The sequence below is a fragment of the Variovorax sp. GW821-FHT10D07 genome (assembly GCF_059415325.1).
In genome coordinates, this window is sequence record NZ_JBWKMZ010000003.1 from 241,324 (window position 1) to 260,401 (window position 19,078).

17 protein-coding genes are annotated in these 19,078 nt (G+C 71.6%); 7 read left to right on the top strand and 10 right to left on the bottom strand.

Annotated features, from left to right (window positions below):
• Positions 1 to 27: 27 nt before the first annotated feature.
• From AC07PU_RS11525 to AC07PU_RS11535, 3 genes are all read right to left on the bottom strand, one after another.
• The gene (locus tag AC07PU_RS11525) at positions 28 to 1,455 is read right to left on the bottom strand and encodes a GTPase/DUF3482 domain-containing protein (protein WP_495317581.1); all 1,428 of its coding nucleotides are present in this window, start codon (positions 1,453 to 1,455) and stop codon (positions 28 to 30) included.
• Complete coding sequence (locus AC07PU_RS11530) at positions 1,452 to 2,852, bottom strand: DUF2868 domain-containing protein (RefSeq protein WP_495317583.1); 1,401 nt, start codon at positions 2,850 to 2,852, stop codon at positions 1,452 to 1,454. The genes AC07PU_RS11525 and AC07PU_RS11530 overlap by 4 nt, the downstream gene beginning before the upstream one ends.
• A gap of 379 nt (positions 2,853 to 3,231) precedes the next feature.
• Positions 3,232 to 3,852 (bottom strand): TetR/AcrR family transcriptional regulator, encoded by a 621-nt coding sequence (locus tag AC07PU_RS11535; RefSeq protein WP_431509309.1) that lies wholly within the window; start codon positions 3,850 to 3,852, stop codon positions 3,232 to 3,234.
• Between the two features lie 79 nt (positions 3,853 to 3,931).
• Between AC07PU_RS11535 and AC07PU_RS11540 the strand changes: the two genes are divergently transcribed.
• The gene (locus AC07PU_RS11540) at positions 3,932 to 4,360 is read left to right on the top strand and encodes a VOC family protein (RefSeq protein WP_296798507.1); all 429 of its coding nucleotides are present in this window, start codon (positions 3,932 to 3,934) and stop codon (positions 4,358 to 4,360) included.
• A gap of 26 nt (positions 4,361 to 4,386) precedes the next feature.
• Here AC07PU_RS11540 and AC07PU_RS11545 read toward each other — a convergent pair whose 3' ends face one another.
• Positions 4,387 to 6,246 carry an ABC transporter ATP-binding protein gene (locus AC07PU_RS11545; protein ID WP_093344647.1) on the bottom strand — a complete coding sequence of 620 codons (1,860 nt, stop codon included), beginning with the start codon at positions 6,244 to 6,246 and terminating at the stop codon, positions 4,387 to 4,389.
• A 72-nt stretch (positions 6,247 to 6,318) separates the two neighbouring features.
• Positions 6,319 to 7,263 (bottom strand): LysR family transcriptional regulator, encoded by a 945-nt coding sequence (locus AC07PU_RS11550; RefSeq protein ID WP_495317586.1) that lies wholly within the window; start codon positions 7,261 to 7,263, stop codon positions 6,319 to 6,321.
• A 101-nt stretch (positions 7,264 to 7,364) separates the two neighbouring features.
• Here AC07PU_RS11550 and AC07PU_RS11555 point away from each other — a divergent pair, with 101 nt between their 5' ends.
• A complete protein-coding gene (locus AC07PU_RS11555; protein WP_495317588.1) occupies positions 7,365 to 8,195 on the top strand; it encodes a DODA-type extradiol aromatic ring-opening family dioxygenase in 831 nt (276 codons plus the stop codon).
• Here the strand turns inward: AC07PU_RS11555 and AC07PU_RS11560 are convergent.
• Entirely contained in the window at positions 8,186 to 9,676 is a 1,491-nt protein-coding gene (locus tag AC07PU_RS11560) for a glycosyltransferase family 2 protein (RefSeq protein WP_495317590.1), read from the bottom strand. The two genes, AC07PU_RS11555 and AC07PU_RS11560, sit on opposite strands and share 10 nt — an antisense overlap.
• 128 nt (positions 9,677 to 9,804) lie before the next feature.
• Here AC07PU_RS11560 and AC07PU_RS11565 point away from each other — a divergent pair, with 128 nt between their 5' ends.
• Positions 9,805 to 10,365 carry a cytochrome b gene (locus AC07PU_RS11565; RefSeq protein WP_495317592.1) on the top strand — a complete coding sequence of 187 codons (561 nt, stop codon included), beginning with the start codon at positions 9,805 to 9,807 and terminating at the stop codon, positions 10,363 to 10,365.
• Positions 10,362 to 11,252: an alpha/beta fold hydrolase gene (locus AC07PU_RS11570; RefSeq protein ID WP_495317594.1), complete on the top strand. Its 891-nt coding sequence runs from the start codon at positions 10,362 to 10,364 to the stop codon at positions 11,250 to 11,252. Before AC07PU_RS11565 ends, AC07PU_RS11570 begins: the two co-directional genes overlap by 4 nt.
• A gap of 6 nt (positions 11,253 to 11,258) precedes the next feature.
• Here the strand turns inward: AC07PU_RS11570 and AC07PU_RS11575 are convergent, their stop codons facing one another.
• A complete protein-coding gene (locus tag AC07PU_RS11575) occupies positions 11,259 to 12,191 on the bottom strand; it encodes an aldo/keto reductase (protein ID WP_495318282.1) in 933 nt (310 codons plus the stop codon).
• Positions 12,192 to 12,463: 272 nt separating this feature from the next.
• Here AC07PU_RS11575 and AC07PU_RS11580 point away from each other — a divergent pair, with 272 nt between their 5' ends.
• Positions 12,464 to 14,002 (top strand): WD40/YVTN/BNR-like repeat-containing protein, encoded by a 1,539-nt coding sequence (locus tag AC07PU_RS11580; RefSeq protein WP_495317596.1) that lies wholly within the window; start codon positions 12,464 to 12,466, stop codon positions 14,000 to 14,002.
• A gap of 15 nt (positions 14,003 to 14,017) precedes the next feature.
• Here the strand turns inward: AC07PU_RS11580 and AC07PU_RS11585 are convergent, their stop codons facing one another.
• Complete coding sequence (locus AC07PU_RS11585) at positions 14,018 to 15,385, bottom strand: M20 metallopeptidase family protein (protein ID WP_398493761.1); 1,368 nt, start codon at positions 15,383 to 15,385, stop codon at positions 14,018 to 14,020.
• 134 nt (positions 15,386 to 15,519) lie between these two features.
• Between AC07PU_RS11585 and AC07PU_RS11590 the strand changes: the two genes are divergently transcribed.
• Both AC07PU_RS11590 and AC07PU_RS11595 read left to right on the top strand, forming a co-directional pair.
• Complete coding sequence (locus tag AC07PU_RS11590; protein ID WP_296782006.1) at positions 15,520 to 16,419, top strand: LysR family transcriptional regulator; 900 nt, start codon at positions 15,520 to 15,522, stop codon at positions 16,417 to 16,419.
• A 90-nt stretch (positions 16,420 to 16,509) separates the two neighbouring features.
• Positions 16,510 to 17,424: a LysR substrate-binding domain-containing protein gene (locus AC07PU_RS11595; RefSeq protein ID WP_495318284.1), complete on the top strand. Its 915-nt coding sequence runs from the start codon at positions 16,510 to 16,512 to the stop codon at positions 17,422 to 17,424.
• Positions 17,425 to 17,434: 10 nt separating this feature from the next.
• Here the strand turns inward: AC07PU_RS11595 and AC07PU_RS11600 are convergent, their stop codons facing one another.
• Entirely contained in the window at positions 17,435 to 18,043 is a 609-nt protein-coding gene (locus tag AC07PU_RS11600; RefSeq protein WP_495317599.1) for a 2-hydroxychromene-2-carboxylate isomerase, read from the bottom strand.
• Positions 18,044 to 18,057: 14 nt separating this feature from the next.
• A complete protein-coding gene (locus AC07PU_RS11605) occupies positions 18,058 to 18,945 on the bottom strand; it encodes a CmcJ/NvfI family oxidoreductase (protein ID WP_495317602.1) in 888 nt (295 codons plus the stop codon).
• Positions 18,946 to 19,078 lie beyond the last annotated feature (133 nt).

The following is a 19,078-nucleotide window of genomic DNA, read 5'->3' on the forward strand; positions in this document are numbered from 1 at the left end:
GAGGCGACGGCGCGTGCCGGGCGAGGCTCAGACGTCGAAGCCGGCCTGCAGCAGCCCGGCGAGCGTGGCCACCAGCGCCTCGCGCTGCGGCGCGGGCCGCCATAGCGCGCGCACCGCCTGCAGCGCGCCGGCCGCGCCCTGGCCGCTCTCCCATTCGGGATGGCTGCGCGCCGGCTGCGCGGCTCGCAGCGCGGCGGCGATGGCCTCGCCGGCCGCCTCGACGCCACCGTCCACCGCCTCGATGCGCTGCGTGGCCGCATGGCCGCGGCGCTCGAGCGCGCGCGCGAGCTGCAGCTGCCAGGCCGCGAGCGTGAACAGCACGCCGTCCTCCACCGTGAGCTCGTGCACGTCGCGCAGCTTGTTCGCGAGCTTGCGGCCCAGCGGACCCCAGCCCTGCGAGACCGCGCTGCCGATCGCGCCGCCCAGCGCCACGCCGGCGCCGAGCGAGAGGCCGGCCACCGCGAGATCGGCCACCGCGCCGACCGCGGCGCCGATGGCCGCGCCCTTGCCCAGGCGCAGGCCGGCGTCCTTCATCGCCTCGGGATTGAAGAAGTCGAGCGCCCAGCGGCCCTCGATCATCGGCAGCGGCGCCTCGGCCGCATCGCCCTGGCGGAAGCCGTAGAGCGCGAGCAGGTCGTCGGCGCAGCGCTGCGCCTTGTCGAACACGGTCTTGCGCAGCGCGGCGACCAGCGCATCGCGGCGCGCGGGATCGGCGAACTCGGTGGCCGGCACGCTGCGCCGCAGCGCGGTGGCGTCGACCAGCAACTCGGCCACGCGCGTGGCGGCCGCGCGGCGGCGCGCCGCGGCCTCGGCCTCGAGCGCATCGGCCACGCCGCGCAGCAGCTCGCGCCGGTCGCGCAGCAGCGTCGCGAGGTCGCCGTAGAGATCGCGCTCGGCGCCCACGAAGGGCGCAGCCGCGTCGAAGCGCACCTGCACGTGCAGGCCGTAGGCCGAGAGCAGTTCCTTCCACGCGGCTTCGCGGCTGGCCGCGTCGCGCACGAAGTTGAGCACCGGCAGCACCGGCCGCGCGCAGGCATTGAGCAGCTCGATCTCGTCGCGGAACTTGGGCAGCACCGGTTCGCGCACGTCGATCACGAGGAAGGCGGCATCGATGTCGAGCATGGCGCGCAATACCTTGGCCTCCTGCTCGAAGGCGCCGTGCGCCTCGGGGCCCTGCAGGAAGCGGCGGATGCGCTCGGGCGGCGTGGCCTGGCCCGCGGGATCGACGCGCGCGAGGTGCTCGCGCAAGGCCACCGCATCCTCGAGGCCCGGCGTGTCGTAGAAGCGCACGGCGGGGCGGCCGTCGCTCTCGAGGTCGACCGACTCGACATGGCGCGTGGTGCCGGGGCGGTCGGACACCGCGCCGAAATCGATGCGCCGCGTGAGCGTGCGCAGCAGCGAGGTCTTGCCGGCATTGGTGTGGCCGACGACGGCGATGCGGATCGGTTCGCTCATGGCGCAACGGTGTCGGTGGAGCCCAGCAGCTCGGCGAGCACGGTGCTCGCGGCCACGCGTTCGAGGCCGGCGTCGCGCAGCCATGCGAACCAGCGCGCGATCGCCGGGCCCTCGTTGCCGCCCTCGGCGATCAGCCACAGGCGGCATTCGCCACTGTGCGCGAGCAGGTCGCGCACGAAGCGCTCGGTGCCGCGGTCGGGGCTGGCGGCCGCGCGGCAGGCCAGCACCACGCTGCACGGCCGCGCGAGCGCGAGCCGGTCGAGCAGCGCGCGGCGCTCGGGCGCGCTGCCGTCGATGCGCTCGAGCTGCAGGTCCGCGGGCAGGCCCTCGGGCGGCCAGCCGATGTCGGGCGGCAGTTCGAAGCCGACCAGCACGCGCAGGTCGCGCAGGTCCGCGGGCGCGAGGCCCACGGGCGCCTCGCGCGCGCGGCGGCCCGGATCGGCATCGACGATGGCGCTGGGTGCGAGCGCCGCGAAGCGGGCCGCGAGCTGGCGGTAGTAGGGCGCGTCGAGCGCGGGCTGCAGCGCCTGGCGCCGATGGCGCCACACGGCGGTGCTCCAGAGCAGCAGCACGAGGCGCGGCAGCAGCCCGTAGGTGAGGATGCAGCCCGTGAGCCACAGCGCCCAGGTGCGCTGGCCCGAGGCCGGTGGCGTGGCGGCCAGCACGGTGGCGGCGTCGGGCACCGGGAAGCCCAGACGCGACGGCGCCCAGCCCAGCGCATCGACCGCGCGCACGAAGAAGGCGGGATCGAGGATGGTGGTTTCCCAGCTCAGCGTGTAGCTGCGAAAGGCCAGCGCGAACAGCATCGCCGCGAGCACCACCGCGAAGGACAGCGACCAGATGCCGTGGCTCACGATGCCGAAGGCCCAGGGCAGCAGCTTCGCGCGGCCCAGCAGGCCGGTGGTGGCGCGCACGAGCAGCGGCGCCTGGCCATGCCGGCCGCCGGCCACGCGCGCGGTCAGCGAGAGCCAGATCCAGCCCAGCGAGGCCGCGCTGAACGACGCCAGCGGCAGCCACAGCCCGAGCAGCCACAGCAGCAGCGTCAGCAGGTGCACGCCGAGCAGGCTCACGAGCGCGACGATCACGTTGATGTGACGCTCGCCGCCGCCCACCACGTTGCCCGCGAGCCCGAGGCCGGCCATGACGATGAGGGCCACGAGCCCGAGCAGCACCCAGGGCGACCATTGGCGCGCGCGCCGCAGTTCGGCCTGCAATCCGAGTCGTTCGCCGAGCTGGCGCGCGCGTTCGGCGATGCGTGCCGGCGTGTGCGGCGCCTGCGCGGCGATGCGCATGGCCTGCGCGTCGTCGAGCGGACCGTTCTGCTCGGCCCATCGGATCGCCTCGGTGATCACCGCATCGGAAAAGTCGGGGTTCTCGCGCAGTGCGGTGGTGGTCAACAGCGTCCCTTCGCGAACAGAGGCAGGGCCGGCGGAAAGCCGACGATGAGCCCTCGGCCGAGGGCGGCTCAGCGCGCGGATTATGCCCGGCGCCCCCAAAGCAAAACGGGGCCGCAGCGCGGCCCCGTTCCTCTCTGGCGTGTGGATGGTTCGAGGGGGACTGACGTCTTTCAGCGCAGGCCGAAGAACGAAAGCACGGCCACGACCACGACGACCAGACCGACGATGTAAATGATGGAATTCACCGCGAGCACTCCACGTTGTTGACGATGGTCCCAGCATCACGGCGCAGGGGGTACCCAGGGTGTCGGCGGGGGGCGGCGGGTTCTGTAGGACTTGCAGGGCCGGTCGTGACATACCTTCCGCTGCCCGGGTCGGCCTAAGACTTCGTCTTGCGCGCCGGCTTCGAGGGCGCCTCGGGCCCGAGCGCCTGCTGCAGCAGCCAGCGCATCGCGGCACGCACCTCGGCGGCATCGGCGCCCGCCTCGATCTCGAGCGCGGCGCGGTCGAAGGCGGCCGACAGCAGCTGCGAGAGCGCATCGAGCGAGACCTCGCCGCGGCCCATGCCGGCCTCGGCCAGTCCCTGGCGCAGCGAACGGGCGGCGTTCGCATCGTCCATCGCCATGATCTCCGCCATGCCGAGCACGGCCGGCCCGTCGATCAGCAGCAGCCGGGTGCGGCCCGGCACCGTCATCGCGCGCAGGTAGGCATCGCTGCCGATCAGCAGCGCCTCGCGCGGCGCCAGCGCCTCGGGCGTGGCGGCCGCGATCTCGGCGGCCACCGCGCGCGACTCCTGCTCGAGCACATGGCGGAACAGGTCGCGCTTGTCGGCGTAGTGGTGATAGAGCGCACCGCGCGTGATGCCGGCCGCGGCCACGATGTCGGGCGTGGAGGTCTGGCCATAGCCCTGGTCGACGAAGAGGGCGCGCGCCGCCTCGGTCAGCGCCTGCCGCGTGGTCTCGGTGCGCTCCTTGTTGGTCCGGATGATCTTGGAGGTCATTTACATGCAGACTGTATGTATGTATATTCAATCAAACATACAGACTGTATGTCAGTTTCAGCCATCCCAAGGAGCCCTCATGAAAGTCACGAGCTACTACCCGGTCATCATGACCAACGACGTCGCCGGCACGGCGGACTTCTACCAGCGCCACTTCGGCTTTGCGCCGCTGTTCACGAGCGACTGGTACGTGCACCTGCAACTGGAAGGCGAGCCCTCGGTCAACCTCGCGGTGCTCGACGGCCGGCACGAGACCATTCCCGCCGCGGGCCGCGGCAAGGTGGCGGGCGGGCTGCTGTTGAACTTCGAGGTGGACGATCCCGACGCGGTGCACGACCGCCTGGCCGCGGCCGGCCTGCCGGTGCTGCTGCCGCTGCGCGACGAGGCCTTCGGCCAGCGCCACTTCATCACCAGCGACCCGAATGGGGTGCTGATCGACATCATCAAGCCGATCCCGCCGAGCGGGGAGTTCGTGGCGCAGTACGAGGCGGGCGCGCTGCCGACCTGATCGGTCAGGCCGGGCGGTTGCGAGGCTCAGGCCAGCGCCGCCTCTTCCTCGTCGAGCGCGTCGCCCAGGAAGCCGCCACTCTGGTGCGCCCACAGCCGCGCATAGAGCCCGCCCTTGGCCATCAGCGTGCGGTGGTCGCCTTCCTCCACCACGCGGCCCTCGTCGAGCACGATCAGCCGGTCCATCGCCGCGATGGTCGACAGCCGGTGCGCGATCGCGATCACGGTCTTGCCTTCCATCAGCGTGTAGAGGCTCTGCTGGATCGCGGCCTCGACCTCGGAGTCGAGCGCGCTGGTGGCCTCGTCGAGCAGCAGGATCGGCGCGTCCTTGAGCATCACGCGCGCGATCGCGATGCGCTGGCGCTGGCCGCCCGAGAGCTTCACGCCGCGCTCGCCCACGTGGGCCTCGTAGCCGTGGCGCCCGCTGGCGTCGCCCAGCGTGCCGATGAAGTCGTGCGCCTCGGCGCGGCGCGCGGCCGCCTCGATCTGCGCCGGCGTCGCGTCGGGACGGCCGTAGGCGATGTTGTCGGCCACCGAGCGGTGCATCAGCGAGGTGTCCTGCGTCACCATGCCGATGTGGCTGCGCAGCGAATCCTGCGTGGCCAGCGCGATGTCCTGGCCGTCGATCAGGATGCGGCCGCTCTCCAGGTCGTGGAAGCGCAGCAGCAGGTTCACCAGCGTCGACTTGCCGGCGCCCGAGCGGCCCACCAGGCCGATCTTCTCGCCGGGCGCCACCGTCAGCGTGAGGTCCTCGATCACGCGCCGGCCGCCGGCCGCGCCGTAGCGGAAGCTCGCATGTTCGAAGCGCACCTCGCCGCGCGGCACCTCGAGCGGCTTGGCGCCCGGCGCATCGAGCACGGCGCGCGGGCGCGACAGCGTCTTCATGCCGTCCTGCACCGTGCCGATGTTCTCGAACAGGCTGGTCATCTCCCACATGATCCAGTGCGACATGCCCTGCAGCCGCAGCGCCATGGCGGTGGCCGCGGCCACCGCGCCCACGCCGACCGCGCCGGTGGACCACAGCCACAGCGCCGTGCCCGCCATGCCGGCGGTCAGGCCCATGCTCAGCGTGTGGTTGACGATCTCGAAGGCGCTCACCAGCCGCATCTGGCCGTAGCCCGTGTGCATGAACTCGCGCATCGCGTCGCGCGCGAAACCGGCCTCGCGCTGCGTGTGCGAGAACAGCTTCACCGTCGCGATGTTGGTGTAGGCATCGGTCACGCGGCCGGTCATCAGCGCGCGCGCATCGGCCTGGGCCTTGCCGACCGCGCCCAGGCGCGGCACGAAGTAGATCAGCGCGCCGATGTAGAAGGCCAGCCAGATCACGAACGGCCAGATCAGCTGCGCGTCGAGCACGCCCACCAGCACGATCATGGTGGCGACATACACGCCCATCGCCACCAGCACGTCGGCCAGCACGAACACGGTCTCGCGCACCGCGAGCGCGGTCTGCATCACCTTGGCCGTGATGCGGCCCGCGAACTCGTCCTGGTAGAAGGCCATGCTCTGGCCCAGCATCAGGCGGTGGAAGTTCCAGCGCAGCCGCATCGGCAGGTTGATCGCGAGCGTCTGGTGCTTGACGATGGTCTGCAGCGCGACCACCGCGATGCTGGCGACCAGCAGTCCGGCCATCCACGCGAGCGTGGTGCCGCGGTCTTCCCACAGGCGCGAGGGCGCCTGGCCGCCGAGCCAGTCGACCACGCGTCCGAGCAGCGCGAACAGCAGCGCCTCGAAGGTCGACATCACGGCGGTGAGCACCGCCATCGCGAGGATCTTGCCGCGCACGCCCTGCGTGCAGGCCCAGAGGAAGGCGAAGAAGCCTTGCGGCGGAAGCGGAGGTTCGGCGGCGGGGTAGGGGTGTAGAAGTTTTTCGAAGAAACGGAACAAGGACTGACTCTCCCGAAGAGCCGAAGACTGTAGCCGCGAGCGCATGACCTTGCCCTGAAAAGGTGCGTTTCTTCAGCTTCTGCGTGGTTTGCGCGACGAACTGGCGGGAACGGGCGCGGTCTTTGGTTCGAGCGCCGCGAGCCGCTCGCCGAGGAAGTCGATGAAAGTACGCAGCTTGGGCGCCATGTACTGGCGGCTGGTGTAGACCGCGAACAGCGTCACCGGGTGCGGTTCGTGGTCGGGCAACAGGCGCACCAGCCGGCCCTGCGCGAGATCGTCCTCGAGCAGCCAGCCCGGCATGAACGCCACGCCCATGCCCGCGCGCACCGCATGCAGCGTGAGCGTGGTGTCGTCCGAGCGCATGACCGGCGTGAGCCGCAGCGGGAACAGGCGCCCGCCCGGCCCGGTGAGCGCCAGGTGGTCGAGCGCCACGTAGCTCGGCACGATCGCGCCGAGCCGCGCCACCTCGGCCGGCACCGCGGGGCTGCCGCCCATGCGCGCGAGGTACTCGGGCGTGCCCGCGAGGAAGAAGGGCACGCGGCACAGCGGCCGCGCGATCAGCGCGGGCGAGGGCTCCTGCGTGGCGCGCAGCGCGAGGTCGTAGCCATCGGCCGCGAGGTCGACCTTGCGGTTTTCGAGGTGGATGTCGAGCAGCACCTCGGGATAGCGCGCGCGGTAGTCGGCCAGCACCTGCGCGAAGCGCGCGGTGGCGCACCACACGGGCGCGCTGAGCTTGAGCTGGCCGCGCGGCGCCTCGCGGGTCTGGCCGATCGCGGCCTCGGCGGCGTCGAGCAGGTCGAGCGCGCGCCGGCTCTGCTCGTACCAGGCGGTGCCGGCCTCGGTCAGGCTCAGGTGGCGGCTCGAGCGGTGCAAGAGGCGCGCGCCCAGCGACTTCTCGAGCTGCGCCACGTGCTTGCTGGCCATCGGCGCCGACAGCCCGAGCCGCTCGGCGGCGGCCACGAAGCTGCCCGATTCGACGACCTCGCGGAACACGCGCAGGCTGGTCATGCGGTCCATCGATGATTTCCTCTGGAGAAACGATTCGATGAATCGTAGCCTGTCGATTTCCTCGCAGGAAATATCTACAGTCGACGCAACGCCTTCAAGGAAGCAACGACATGACCCACGACAACCCGAATCGCCTGCCCACCTACTTCATCTCGCACGGCGGCGGCCCCTGGCCCTGGATGAAGCGCGAGATGGGCGCCACCTACGACCGGCTCGCCGCCGCGCTGGCCGACATGCCGCGCCAGCTCGGCCGCACGCCCAAGGCCATCCTCATGGTGTCGGCCCACTGGGAGGCACCGGTGTTCACGGTGCAGGGCAATCCGCGTCCGCCGATGATCTACGACTACGGCGGCTTCCCGGCCCACACCTACGAGGTGCACTACGACGCGCCCGGCTCGCCCGAGCTCGCGCAGCGCGTGCAGGCGCTGATCGCCGCGGCCGGCCTGCCGGCGGCCGTCGATCCCGAGCGCGGCTACGACCACGGCATGTTCTCGCCGATGGCCGCGATCTATCCGCAGGCCGAGGTGCCGGTGGTGCAGCTGTCGCTGCGCCGCGGCCTCGATCCGGCCGAGCACATCGCGCTGGGCCGCGCGCTCGCGCCGCTGCGCGACGAGGACGTGCTGATCGTCGGCAGCGGCCTGAGCTATCACAACCTGCGCAACTTCGGGCCGCAGGCGCATGGCGTGTCGAAGGCCTTCGGCGACTGGCTCGACGCCACCTCGGTCGAGGCCGCGCCGGCGGAACGCGTGCAGCGCCTGCGGGACTGGGCCGCCGCGCCCTCGGCGCGCATGGCGCATCCGCGCGAGGAGCACCTGATTCCGCTGATGGTGGCGGTGGGCGCGGCCGAGCAGGAGGCGGGCGAGCGCGTTTATCACGAGGAGGCCTTCATGGGCGGCCTCGTGGTGTCGAGCTACCGTTTCGGCGGCGCCGGCTACTTCTGATCGACCCGGCGCTCGGTGCCGTCTGAATCGACCAGCCCGACGCGCTGCTGCCGGCCCCAGGTGCCGCGCCCGGTCAGGAAGGTCCACCAACCCCAGGCCGCGCCCGTGTGGCGCAGCAGCTGGAAGGTGAAGGGCTCGATCAGCGCCGCCGCGAAGGCCTGCAGCATGCCGGCCTCGCCGCCGTGGCCGACCCAGCGCCGGTACAGGTGCACCGACCACAGGTGGAAGACGAGGTCGAGCACGATCTTGGCGGCGATCACGCCGGCCGCGGGCAGCAGCACGCCGAAGTCGCCGCGCACCAGGTACATCACGAGCAGGCCGAAGGCCGCGAGGCCGTACAGCGGCTGCAGGGTGTCGATGGCCTTGACCGGCAGCATCGCGATGCCGAGCCAGCCGTAGCGGCGATCGCCCACCATCGCGCGGTACCAGTACTGGGTCTGCAGGAAGCCGCCGAACCAGCGCCGGCGCTGGCGCAGGAAGGCGCCCACGCTGCTGGGCGCATCGGTGCGCGCGTGCGCGTCGCCGAGCACGCGCACGCGCCAGTCGAGGCCGTGCGCCTGGGCATGGCGGTGCAGCCGGTGGATGAGCTCGTAGTCCTCGACCAGGCAGTCGGTGTCGAAGCCGCCCACCGCGCGCACCGCGTCGCGCCGGAAGCCCGCGAAGGCGCCCGAGATCAGCAGCAGGCCGTCGACCCGCATCCAGGCATAGCGCGAGAGGAAGTTGCGGATGTACTCGTAGGTCTGGAACCACTGCAGCAGGCGACCGCCCAGCGTGCGGCTGCACACCGGCGTGATGACGCCGGTGGCCGCCACCAGCGCGGGTTCGTCCGAGAAGGCGCGGCGTACCGCGGCGATGGCGTGTGCGTCGAGCAGGGTGTCGCCGTCGACGGTGAGCACGGTTTCGGTGTCTATGCACAGCACCGCGACGTTCAGCGCCACCGCCTTGCCGCCGTGCGGCAGCCGCAGCCAGTGCAGGTTGGGATGCAGGGTGCTCGCGGCGCTGAGCTGCCCCGGCTCGGGCGCCTCGAGCCCGTAGCGCGTGGTCAGCAGTTCGGCCGTGCCGTCGGTCGAGCCGTCGTCGGCGATCACGATGCGGTCGGGCGCATCGGTCTGGCCCAGCAGCGCGGCCAGCGTCACGGGCAGCACCGCGGCCTCGTCGTGCGCGGCGACGATCACGCCCAGCGTGGCGCGGTGCGGTGCCACGGCGGGATGCGGCAGCGGCGCCGAGGACAGCGCGATGCCGCGCGGGCGCAGGATCGCGAGCGTCTGCCAGCCGACGAACAGCAGCAGCACCGTGTCGTAGAGCACGTAGACCACGCCCACCGACCAGGCCTGCACGTTGCCCAGGCGGAAGGCCATGGCGAACAGCAGCCCCCACAGCAGCAGCACGCCGCCATGGATGAGCCAGCTTCGCAGCGGCGTGGCGGGGGGCGAGAGTCGCGGTGACGCGGCGACGAAGGCGGAGCGGAGCAGGTCGTTCAAGACAGGGGCGCCAGGGCGATGGGAAGGTGTACGCACGGAACGGGCCGGCGGTTTCGAATGTCCGAGGCCGAAGACCGGACAATCGCGCGCCTGACAGGCTGAGTCGGACTCCCGCCGAAAATTCCCGCATGCCCCCTCACCATCGCTACACACGCACCGCCATCGCGCTGCACTGGATCATCGCACTGCTGATGATCGTCAACATCGCGCTGATCCTCTCGATCGACCGCTTTCCCGACGACTGGGTGCGCCCGGCCATCGACACCCACAAGTCGATCGGCATCACCGTGCTGGGGCTGGTGATCCTGCGCATCCTGTGGCGCGCCACCCACCGGCCGCCGGCCATGCCCGGCAGCTACGGCCGGCTCGAACGCATCGGCGCGCATGCGGCCCACGGCGCGCTGTACCTCGTGATGATCGCGCTGCCGCTCTCGGGCTGGATGCACGACTCGGCCTGGAAGGACGCGGCCACGCACCCGATGCAGCTGTTCGGTCTGTTCGAATGGCCGCGCATCGGCTGGATCATGGACATCGAGGCCGCCGCCAAGGAGAACCTCCACACCGTGCTGGGCGGCGTGCACACCTGGGCCGGCTACGTGCTCTACGTGCTGTTCGCGCTGCACCTGATCGGTGCGCTCAAGCACCAGTTCCTCGATGGCGAGGCCGAGTTGCAGAGGATGCTGCCATGAGCGCGGGCCTGTCTGGACTCTCGGCCGCGACCGAGGACGAAGCCCGCGCCGTCATCGCGCGCGTCGATGCGCTGTCCACCCATCACGACATCGAGCAGGCCGGCGTGCGCGTCCGCTGGCGCCGCTTCGGTCCCGCCGACGGCGGCGCCCATCCGCCGCTGGTGCTGCTGCATGGCGGCCACGGCAGCTGGATGCACTGGCTGCGCAATGCCGAGGCCCTGTCGGCCGAGCGCGCGCTGTGGCTGCCCGACATGCCGGGCTTCAACGATTCGGGCACGCCGCCCCCGCCGGCGCCCGACGAGCATCCGCTCACGCCCTCGCTCGCGGCACTGGCCGGCTCGCTCGATGCGCTGATCGGCGCCGGCACGCCGATCGACCTCGGCGGCTTCTCCTTCGGCGGCGTGGTGGCCTCGCAGTTCGCGCTGCACCGGCGGGCGGTGCGCCGCATGCTGCTGGTGGGCAGCGGCGGCCACGGCACGATGCGGCGCATGGCGGTCGAGATGATCAACTGGCGCCTTGCGCAGGACCGCGAGGCGGAGCGCGCCGCGCTGCTTCACAACCTCGGCGCGCTGATGCTGCACGACATGTCGCGCGCCGATCCGCTGGCCTTCGAGATCCACGACATCGCCTGCCACGGCACGCGCTTTCGCAGCAAGGAGGTGTCGCGCCGCGGCGGCCTGCAGGCGGCGCTGGCCGAGATCCCCGGGCCCAAGCTCTTTCTCTGGGGCGAGTTCGACGTGACCGCCGATTCGCGCGCGCTGGTGGCGCGGCTCGTGGCCGAGGGACCGCAGCGCGAAGGCGCCGTGGTCGATGGCGCGGGGCATTGGGTGCAGTACGAGCGCGCCGAGGAATTCAATCGGCGCGTGGCCGACTTCCTCGACCGCTGAGCGGATTCAGCTCAGCACCTCGGCCGCGTGCCGCTTCCAGAACGCCGCGTCGGGCACCGGGCCCGCGCCGGCCGCGGCGTTCTCGGCCATGTGGGCCGCGCGGCTGGTGCCGGGGATGGTGCAGGTCACGGCCGGATGGCTCAGCACGAACTTCAGCAGCACCTGGGCCCAGCTCGCGCAGCCGATCTCCGCGGCCCAGCCCGGCAGCGCGCGCTCGCGCAGCCGGCGCAGCAGGCCGCCGCCGCCGAAGGGCATGTTGACGATCATCGCCACGCCGCGCTCGGCCGCCAGCGGCAGCAGCCGTTCGCCCGCGGCGCGCGCATCGAGCGAGTAGTTGATCTGCAGGAAGTCGAGCGGCTGCGCGCGCAGCACCGCCTCGACCTCGTCGTAGGCCGAGGCCGTGTAGTGCGTGATGCCCAGGTAGCGCACGCGGCCCTGCGTCTTCCATTCGCGCAAGGTCGCGAGCTGGGTGCGCCAGTCGACCAGGTTGTGGATCTGCATCAGGTCCACGCGCTCGGTGCGCAGCCGCGCGAAGGACTGCTCCATCTGCGCGATGCCGGCCTCGCGGCCCGAGGTCCAGACCTTGGTCGCGAGGAAGGGGCGCCGAGTACCGCGAGCCGCCGCCGTGGCGGCCAGCAGCTCGCCGGTGCTCTCCTCGGAGCGGCCGTACATCGGCGAGCTGTCGATCACCGTGCCGCCCGCGGCGAACAGCGCCTCGAGCACGCCCGCGAGGCGCTGGTATTCCTCGCTGCCGGGACGCTGGTCGAAACCGATCCAGGTGCCGCAGCCGATCACGGGCAGCGCTTCCTGGGTGGAGGGGATGGGGCGGGTGTTCATGGTCGGCGCAGGCGTGGACCCGGCCGGCCGCTGCACGAACGCGCTCAGCGCGGCGCTCGCGGGCAGGGCCGCTGCGAGCCGCAGGAACTGCGCGCGATGCATCGGCGCCGCAAGCGCGGGCCGGGAGGAGGGCGTCGGGCCGGGGGTCTTCATGGGAAGGGTGGAATCGACGATAGCACCGGCCCCTTCATCGCGCAGCGGCTCGCGGGGGCGGGCCGCGGGTTGGCGCCGATGCAACACCTTCGTCCGGTGGATTGCCCGCGGATGTTCCCGAATGTATCGTGCGCGTCCGCAGGCGGAGGGCCTGCCGTCCGGCCGTCGAGCGATCCGCCGGAGCCATCCCGCAAAACCATTCCAACAAGAGAGCCACGACCGTGACCCCGTTTCCCCGACCCATCGTCCGCCTGCTGCGCGGGTTCGCGCTGCTGCTGGCCGCGGCCCTGCTGGCCGCCTGCGTCGCGCCGCCGATCGCGCCAGAGCAGACCCTGACGGGCCATGAAGGCGCCGTGGTGATGAAGCTGATCACCAACAGCCCCGGTGAGAACGACCCGGCCGAAACGCTGTGGACCCTGCATCTCCAGCGCGTGCTCGGGCCCGGCGAGAAGCAGACCGGCCAGGACATGGTGGTGCTGCAGCGCACGCGCCGTTCCACCTACACCACGGCCGTCTTCAGCGGCATGGTCGCGCCGGGCCGCTACATCATCAAGCACGCGGCGGGCGGCTCGGGCAACATGAGCTACACCTTCCCCATCGATGCGAAGTTCGGCAGCTTCGACGTGGTGCGCGACGAGGTCACGCTGCTCGGCACCTTGCTGATCCAGCCGCGCGGGGGCTCGCGCTTCGTCGTCGCCTACGTGCGGCCGGAGGAAGAACTGCAGAAGACCTTCGAGACCCTCTATCCCGCGCTGGCGGCGCAGACGCGCGATCGTCCGCAGCACGGTTTCATCTTCACGCCCGACCTGCATCGCCGCGCCGCGCTGGCGCCGCAGCTCAAGCGGCTCGCTTCCGCCTGGCATGGCCTGGCACAGACCGCCGACGGCGAGTTCATGGCCGGCGCCAAGCTCGGCAAGGTGCTGTGGCGCAAGAGCGGCGAGAGCCGCTGGCGCGAGATCGACGCGAAGACCTGGCGCGAGGTGCTGTCGGTGCGGCCGTACCGCGGCGGCCTGCTGGTGGCCGGCGAGGAAGGCCTGCTGCGCCTGTCGACCGACGAGGGCGATACCTGGAAGGACCTGCTGCCGCCCGACGACGGCCTGATCCAGGTGGCGCAGCCGATGCGCGACGGCAGCCTGGTGGTGGTCTCGCGCAGCGACAGCCTCTGGAGCGTCTACGCGTCGGCCGATCCGGGCGTCGGGTGGCGCAAGCTCGGCGAGTTCTCCGACAGCCGTTCGATCAACATGCCGTGGATGCGCAGCATGGCCTTCGGCACGCCCGACCGGGTGGGCGTGATGATGCCGAACGGCGACCTCCACGCCACCGACGGCCGCACGCTGACGCGCTCGAGCAATGGCCAGTCCACCCTCGACGTGAACGCGCTGCCCGACGGCACCCTGGTGTCGCAGACGGCGATCTTCACCAAGTCCACCATGCTGTCGCCCGACTGGGGGCAGACCTGGACCGATCTCAACACCAGCCGCTTCGTCGTGACCATCGCCTTCAAGGACCGCCAGACGGCCTATGCGGTGGCGCCGATCGCACCGGGGCTGATGCCCGGAGCGATGGGGCTGATGACCACGCGCGACGGCGGCAAGAGCTGGACCCACACCGGCGGCTCGCCGAGCATCACGGGGCCGCAGGCCGTGCGCCAGATGATGGTGGACCGCTCCGACGGCTCCCTGATCGCCTTCCTGCCCGACAACCTGATCCTGCGTTCCGCGGACGAGGGCAAGAGCTGGAAGATCGTCAAGGACAACTGAAGCGCGGCGCAGTCCTCACTGCGCTTGCGAGACCTTGACCCCCGCGGCCCCGCCGGCCGGCCGGTTCATGTACGCCAGCGTGCTGCCCACCAGCGCGCGCACGCCCACGCGCAGCGCCGATTCGTCGATCACGAACTCGGACGAGTGGTTGGGCGCGCCGTTGCGGTCGGCGAAGGGCGAGGCATTGAGGTGCCAGAACACGATCGGGATGTTCTTGCCGAAGGAGCCGAAGTCCTCCGAGCCCATGCTCGGCTGCGACTCGCGCGCCTTGCCGGGGCCGGCCGCGGTCTCGAGCGCCTGCGTCACGGCCTGCGTGGCGGCCGGATCGCTGACCAGCACCTCGTAGCCCGTGTCGATCGTGACCTCGGCCGTGAGGCCGTGGCTCTCGGCGATCTTCTGCGCCTTGAGCCGGATGGCGTCGTGCGCGGTCTTCTGGTTCTTCTGCGACAGCGAGCGCACGGTGCCGGCGATCTCGGCCGTGTCGGGCAGGATGTTGACGCGGTTGCCGCTCTGCAGCAGGCCCACGGTCACCACGGTCGGGCCGTCGAGCGGATCGATCTGGTGGCTCACGATGTTCTGCAGCGCCAGCGCGATCTCGGCCGCGGCCAGCGTGGGGTCCTTCGCGGTCCAGGGCGAGGAGCCGTGGCCGCCCTTGCCCTTGAGCGCGATCTTGAACACGTCGCCGCTGGCCATCAGGCTGCCGCGCCGGTAGCTGATGGTGCCCGAGGGCGCGCGCGCACTGATGTGCTGGCCCATCACCACGTCGACCTTCGGGTTGTCGAGCACGCCGGCCTTGACCATCGCGGGCGCGCCGCTGGCCACCGGGCCCGGGCCCTGTTCCTCGGCGGGCTGGAACAGGAACACCACCGTGCCCGGCAGCTCGTCGCGCACCTTCGACAGCGCCTGCGCCGCGCCCAGCAGCATCGCCACGTGCGTGTCGTGGCCGCAGGCGTGCGAGACCGGCACGTCGCTGTTGAGCCAGGGCGCCTTCACGGTCGAGCGGAACGGCAGCTCGTTGCGTTCGGCCACCGGCAGCGCGTCCATGTCGGCGCGCAGCGCCACCACCGGACCCGGCTTGCCGCCGCGCAGCACCGCCTTGATGCCGGTCTTGGCGACGCCGGTCTGGACCTCGATGCCGGGCATCTTCGCGAGCGCCGCCGCGATATAGGCGGCCGTCTGCACCTCCTGGTACGACAGCTCCGGATGCTGGTGCACATGGCGGCGCCATTCGATCACCTGCGCCTCGGAAGCATCGGCGAGCGCCAGCGCGCGCGCCGTCAGCGCATTGCCGGCATCGGGCGCCGGCGCGGTCTGGGCCGAGGCCGCGACGTGGAAGAGGCTGCCGGAGAGCATCAGCAGGGCGAAGCGGGAGCGGAGTTTCATGGGTGGCTGAAAAAGGAGGGATGAAAGGGAGGTGTCGAGGCGGGTCGACCTTAGCGAAAGCCGGCGCATCGGAAAAGACTCGAAAAACTCCAGGGCGATCAAAATCCCTGATCACCCCATTTCCTCGTCCTCCCATGAACCTGCGCCATCTGAAGATCTTCGAAGCGATCGCCGAGGCCGGCAGCATCCGCGCCGCGGCGCGCGTGGCCGGCCTCACGCAGCCTGCCATGACCTATGCGATGCGCGAGCTCGAGCAGAGCGTGGGCGCGCAGCTGCTGGTGCGCAGCGCCCAGGGCGTGTCGCTCACCGTGATCGGCGAGGCCCTGCTCCAGCGCGCGCGGCTGCTGGCCAACGAGGTGCGCCGCGCCGAGGACGAGATCGCGCAGCTGCGCGACGGCGCCGGCGGCCTGCTGCGCGTCGCCTTCAGCTCGTTCGCGGTCGAGCGGCTGCTGCCCGACGCGCTGCAGGACTTCCGCCGCAAGTGGCCGGGCGTCGCGCTCGAGCTGCAGGAGCTCAGCGGCGCCGACGTGAAGGGCCTCTGGAGCCGCGGCGATTTCGACTTCGCGATCCTCGGCGAACTCGAGCCCGATGCCGGCGACGGCGTGCATCGCGAGACGCTGCTCGAGTTCCCGCTCGCGGTGGTGGCCGGCGCGAAGCATCCGCTGGCGCGCGTGCGTTCGATGGCGAAGCTGCACGAGGCCATGTGGGTGGTGCCCTGGTACGGCGTCGAGCTGCTGCGCCGCCACTTCGCCGCGGCCGGCCTGCCGCCGCCGCGCGACATCGTGATCTGCCATTCGTGGCAGCTCGGCATCACGCTGGTGAAGAAATCCGGCGCGCTGACCCTGGCCGCGGCCTCGCTGTTCAAGCACGCCGTGGCGGCGCGCGGGCTGGTCGCGCTGCAGGTCGCGGACAGGCTGCCCCAGGTGCGGGTGTCGCTGCTGATGCGCGATCCCGCGGCGCTCACGCCGGCGGCGCGGGCGTTCTCGCAGTCGTTGAAGGCGGTGGCGGACGGGGTGTCGGCGGCCGGGCGGTAGCCGGCCGGCTCATTCCGCGCGAAGACACGCGGCGGTGCCTGTGCTCCAATCCCATTCCACCCTCGCCATCCCGCCGCATCCGCCATGGGCTTGCCGCTCCCGCTCGTCCGCCTGTCCTCGCTCGACCTCGTGCGCGGCTTCGTCGCGGTGGGGCGGCGCATGAGCATCTCGCTGGCGGCGCAGGACCTGTGCGTGACGCAGTCGGCGGTCAGCAAGCAGGTGCATGCGCTCGAGGCGCAGCTCGGCGTGAAGCTGCTGGTGCGCGGCCATCGCTCGATCTCGTTCACGCCCGAGGGCGAGCGGCTGTTCCGCAGCGCCGATGCGGTGGTGCAGCAGCTGCAGGAGGTGATGGGCGAGATCGGCCGCACCGGCGCGCAGCGGCCGGTGACGCTGAGCGCGAGCATCGGCGTCACGGGGCTGTGGCTGCTGCCGCGGCTCAGCCGGGTGCAGGACATCCATCCGGGCGTGGACGTGCGGGTGTCGGCCAACAACCGCGTGGCCGACCTGCGCAACGAGGGCATCGACCTCGCGATCCGCTACACCACGCCCGCGCTGGCGCCGGCGGGCGCGGTGCGGCTGTTCGGCGAAACGGTGGCGCCGGTGGCGCATCCCTCGCTGGCGCTGCCGCCGCTGGCCTCGGCCGAGTCGATCGCGGTGCTGAACCTGCTCGAGTTCGACGATGCGCAGCGGCCCTGGCTGCAGTGGCGCGACTGGCTGGCCGCGGCCGGCTGGGCCGACGCGAAGCCGCGCGGCATGCTGCGCTTCAACCAGTACGACCAACTGATCCAGGCCGCGATGGCGGGGCAGGGCGTGGCGCTCGGGCGGCTCGAGCTGATCCAGCCGCTGCTCGACGACCGGCGGCTGGTGCGCGTGGAGGCCACGCTGCCGGCCCAGCCCTCGGGCCATGCCTACTGGCTGATCCAGGCCGAGCCGCAGCCGCGCGAGGAAGTGCGGCACGTGGCCGAGTGGCTGGTGGCCGAAGCGAAGGGTTCCGCGCCGCGCTGAGCCCGTGGGTTCAGGCGCCGGCCTGCGCGCGGGCGAACGCCAGCGCATCGTCGAGCCGGTCGTTGCCCCAGAACATCTCCTCGCCCACGAAGAAGGTGGGCGCGCCGAAGATGCCTTTCTCCATCGCGGTCTCGGTCTGGCGGCGCAGGCGCAGCTTGTTGGCGTCCGACAGCGCCTCGTCGATCACGCGGTGCGCGGGCAGGTCCATGCCGGCGAGCAGCCGGGCCATGGTCTCGGGCGCGTCGATGTCGCGGTCCTCGGCGAAGTTCAGCCGCATCGTGCGGCGGCAGAACTCGCCGATCCACGGCTGGCCGGCGCCGGCCAGCGCGATGCGCAGCGGCAGCACGGCGGCCCGCGGGAAATTGCTGGGCCGCTGCCAGGGCAGGCCGTATTTTCTGCACTGGCGCACCATGTCCTTCCAGACGTAGTCGCCCTTTTCCTTCTGCAGCACGAAAGGCGAGGTCTCCCAGCCCAGCGCGCGGAACACCGGCCCGAGCAGGAAGGGCTGCCAGCGCAGCGCGACGCCGTGCGCGGCGGCGGCTTCCTCGATGCGCATCGCGCTGAGGTAGCTGTAGTTGCTGCCGAAGTCGAACCAGAAATCGAGCGTGGGTGCGTTCATGGCCATGGCCTTTCTCACTCGAACACCACCAGGCAGCGCGCCTCGATGCTCTCGCGCAGCGGGGCATCGGCCGGCGCCCGCGGATGGTCGAAGGCCGCGTGCGGCGTGAAGCGCGCGACGCCGCCGAGCTGCGCGTCGTACTGCTTGAACACCAGCGCCTCGTGCCGGTCCATGCGCGAGAAGTACGACCAGCGGTGGGTGGCGGCATGGGTGGCGAGGTAGATCTCGCCGGTGCGCTTCGGATAGCGCACCTCGGCATTCACCAGGTCGCGCGCCATCACCGTGCGTGCATCGCAGACGGCCAGCGGGGTGTCGAGCACCGGACCGGCGATCGAGCGCCAGATGTTGACGATGCAGTAGCGCCGCACGGCCGCGGCCTCGGCCGCGCTCGCGAGCACCAGGGCCAGCCGGCGACGGCCCGATTCCTCGGTGTAGTCGTTGTGGATGCGGCCGTTGGCGGCGGCCTTGCCGTCGGTCTTGCCGCGGCCGAAGTTCAGCGCGGTGCGCTCGGGCTCGCGCTGTCGCACCAGGTGGTCGAACACGTGGGCGCGCGCGCCGCCGGTGACCGCGAGCGCGAGCGCGGCCAGCTCGGGGTAGTAGACGGCCCGGACCTCGGCATCGTCGAGGAAGTCGGCGACCGCCGTGGGCGCCTCGCGCAGCTCGAAGCCCTCGCGCTCGATATGGGTCGGCCGGCCGCGGGCATCGGCGATCGGCATCGCGATCCGCTCGTACTCGCCGCTTTCCCAGGGCAGGCCGGGCGGCGGCGTGAAGGCGTAGCTGTAGGGCCGCAGCGCGGTCGGCCGCAGATAGTTGAGGCCCGCCTCGATGTCGCCGCTGGCGGGCAGCGCCGCCGCGGCGATGGCCGAGCCGGCGGGTGGGGAATGGGAAAGGGTGGCGTGCATTCCTGGGGCTCCTGGGACATGGCCCGCTGCTGGCCGCGGCGGCCCATCCGCCGCGGCCACGAGGACCATTCTTCGTGGCCTCATTGAAGCGGCTTCGGCGCGGGGCTTCAAACGAGATCTTGGCGCCAACGCA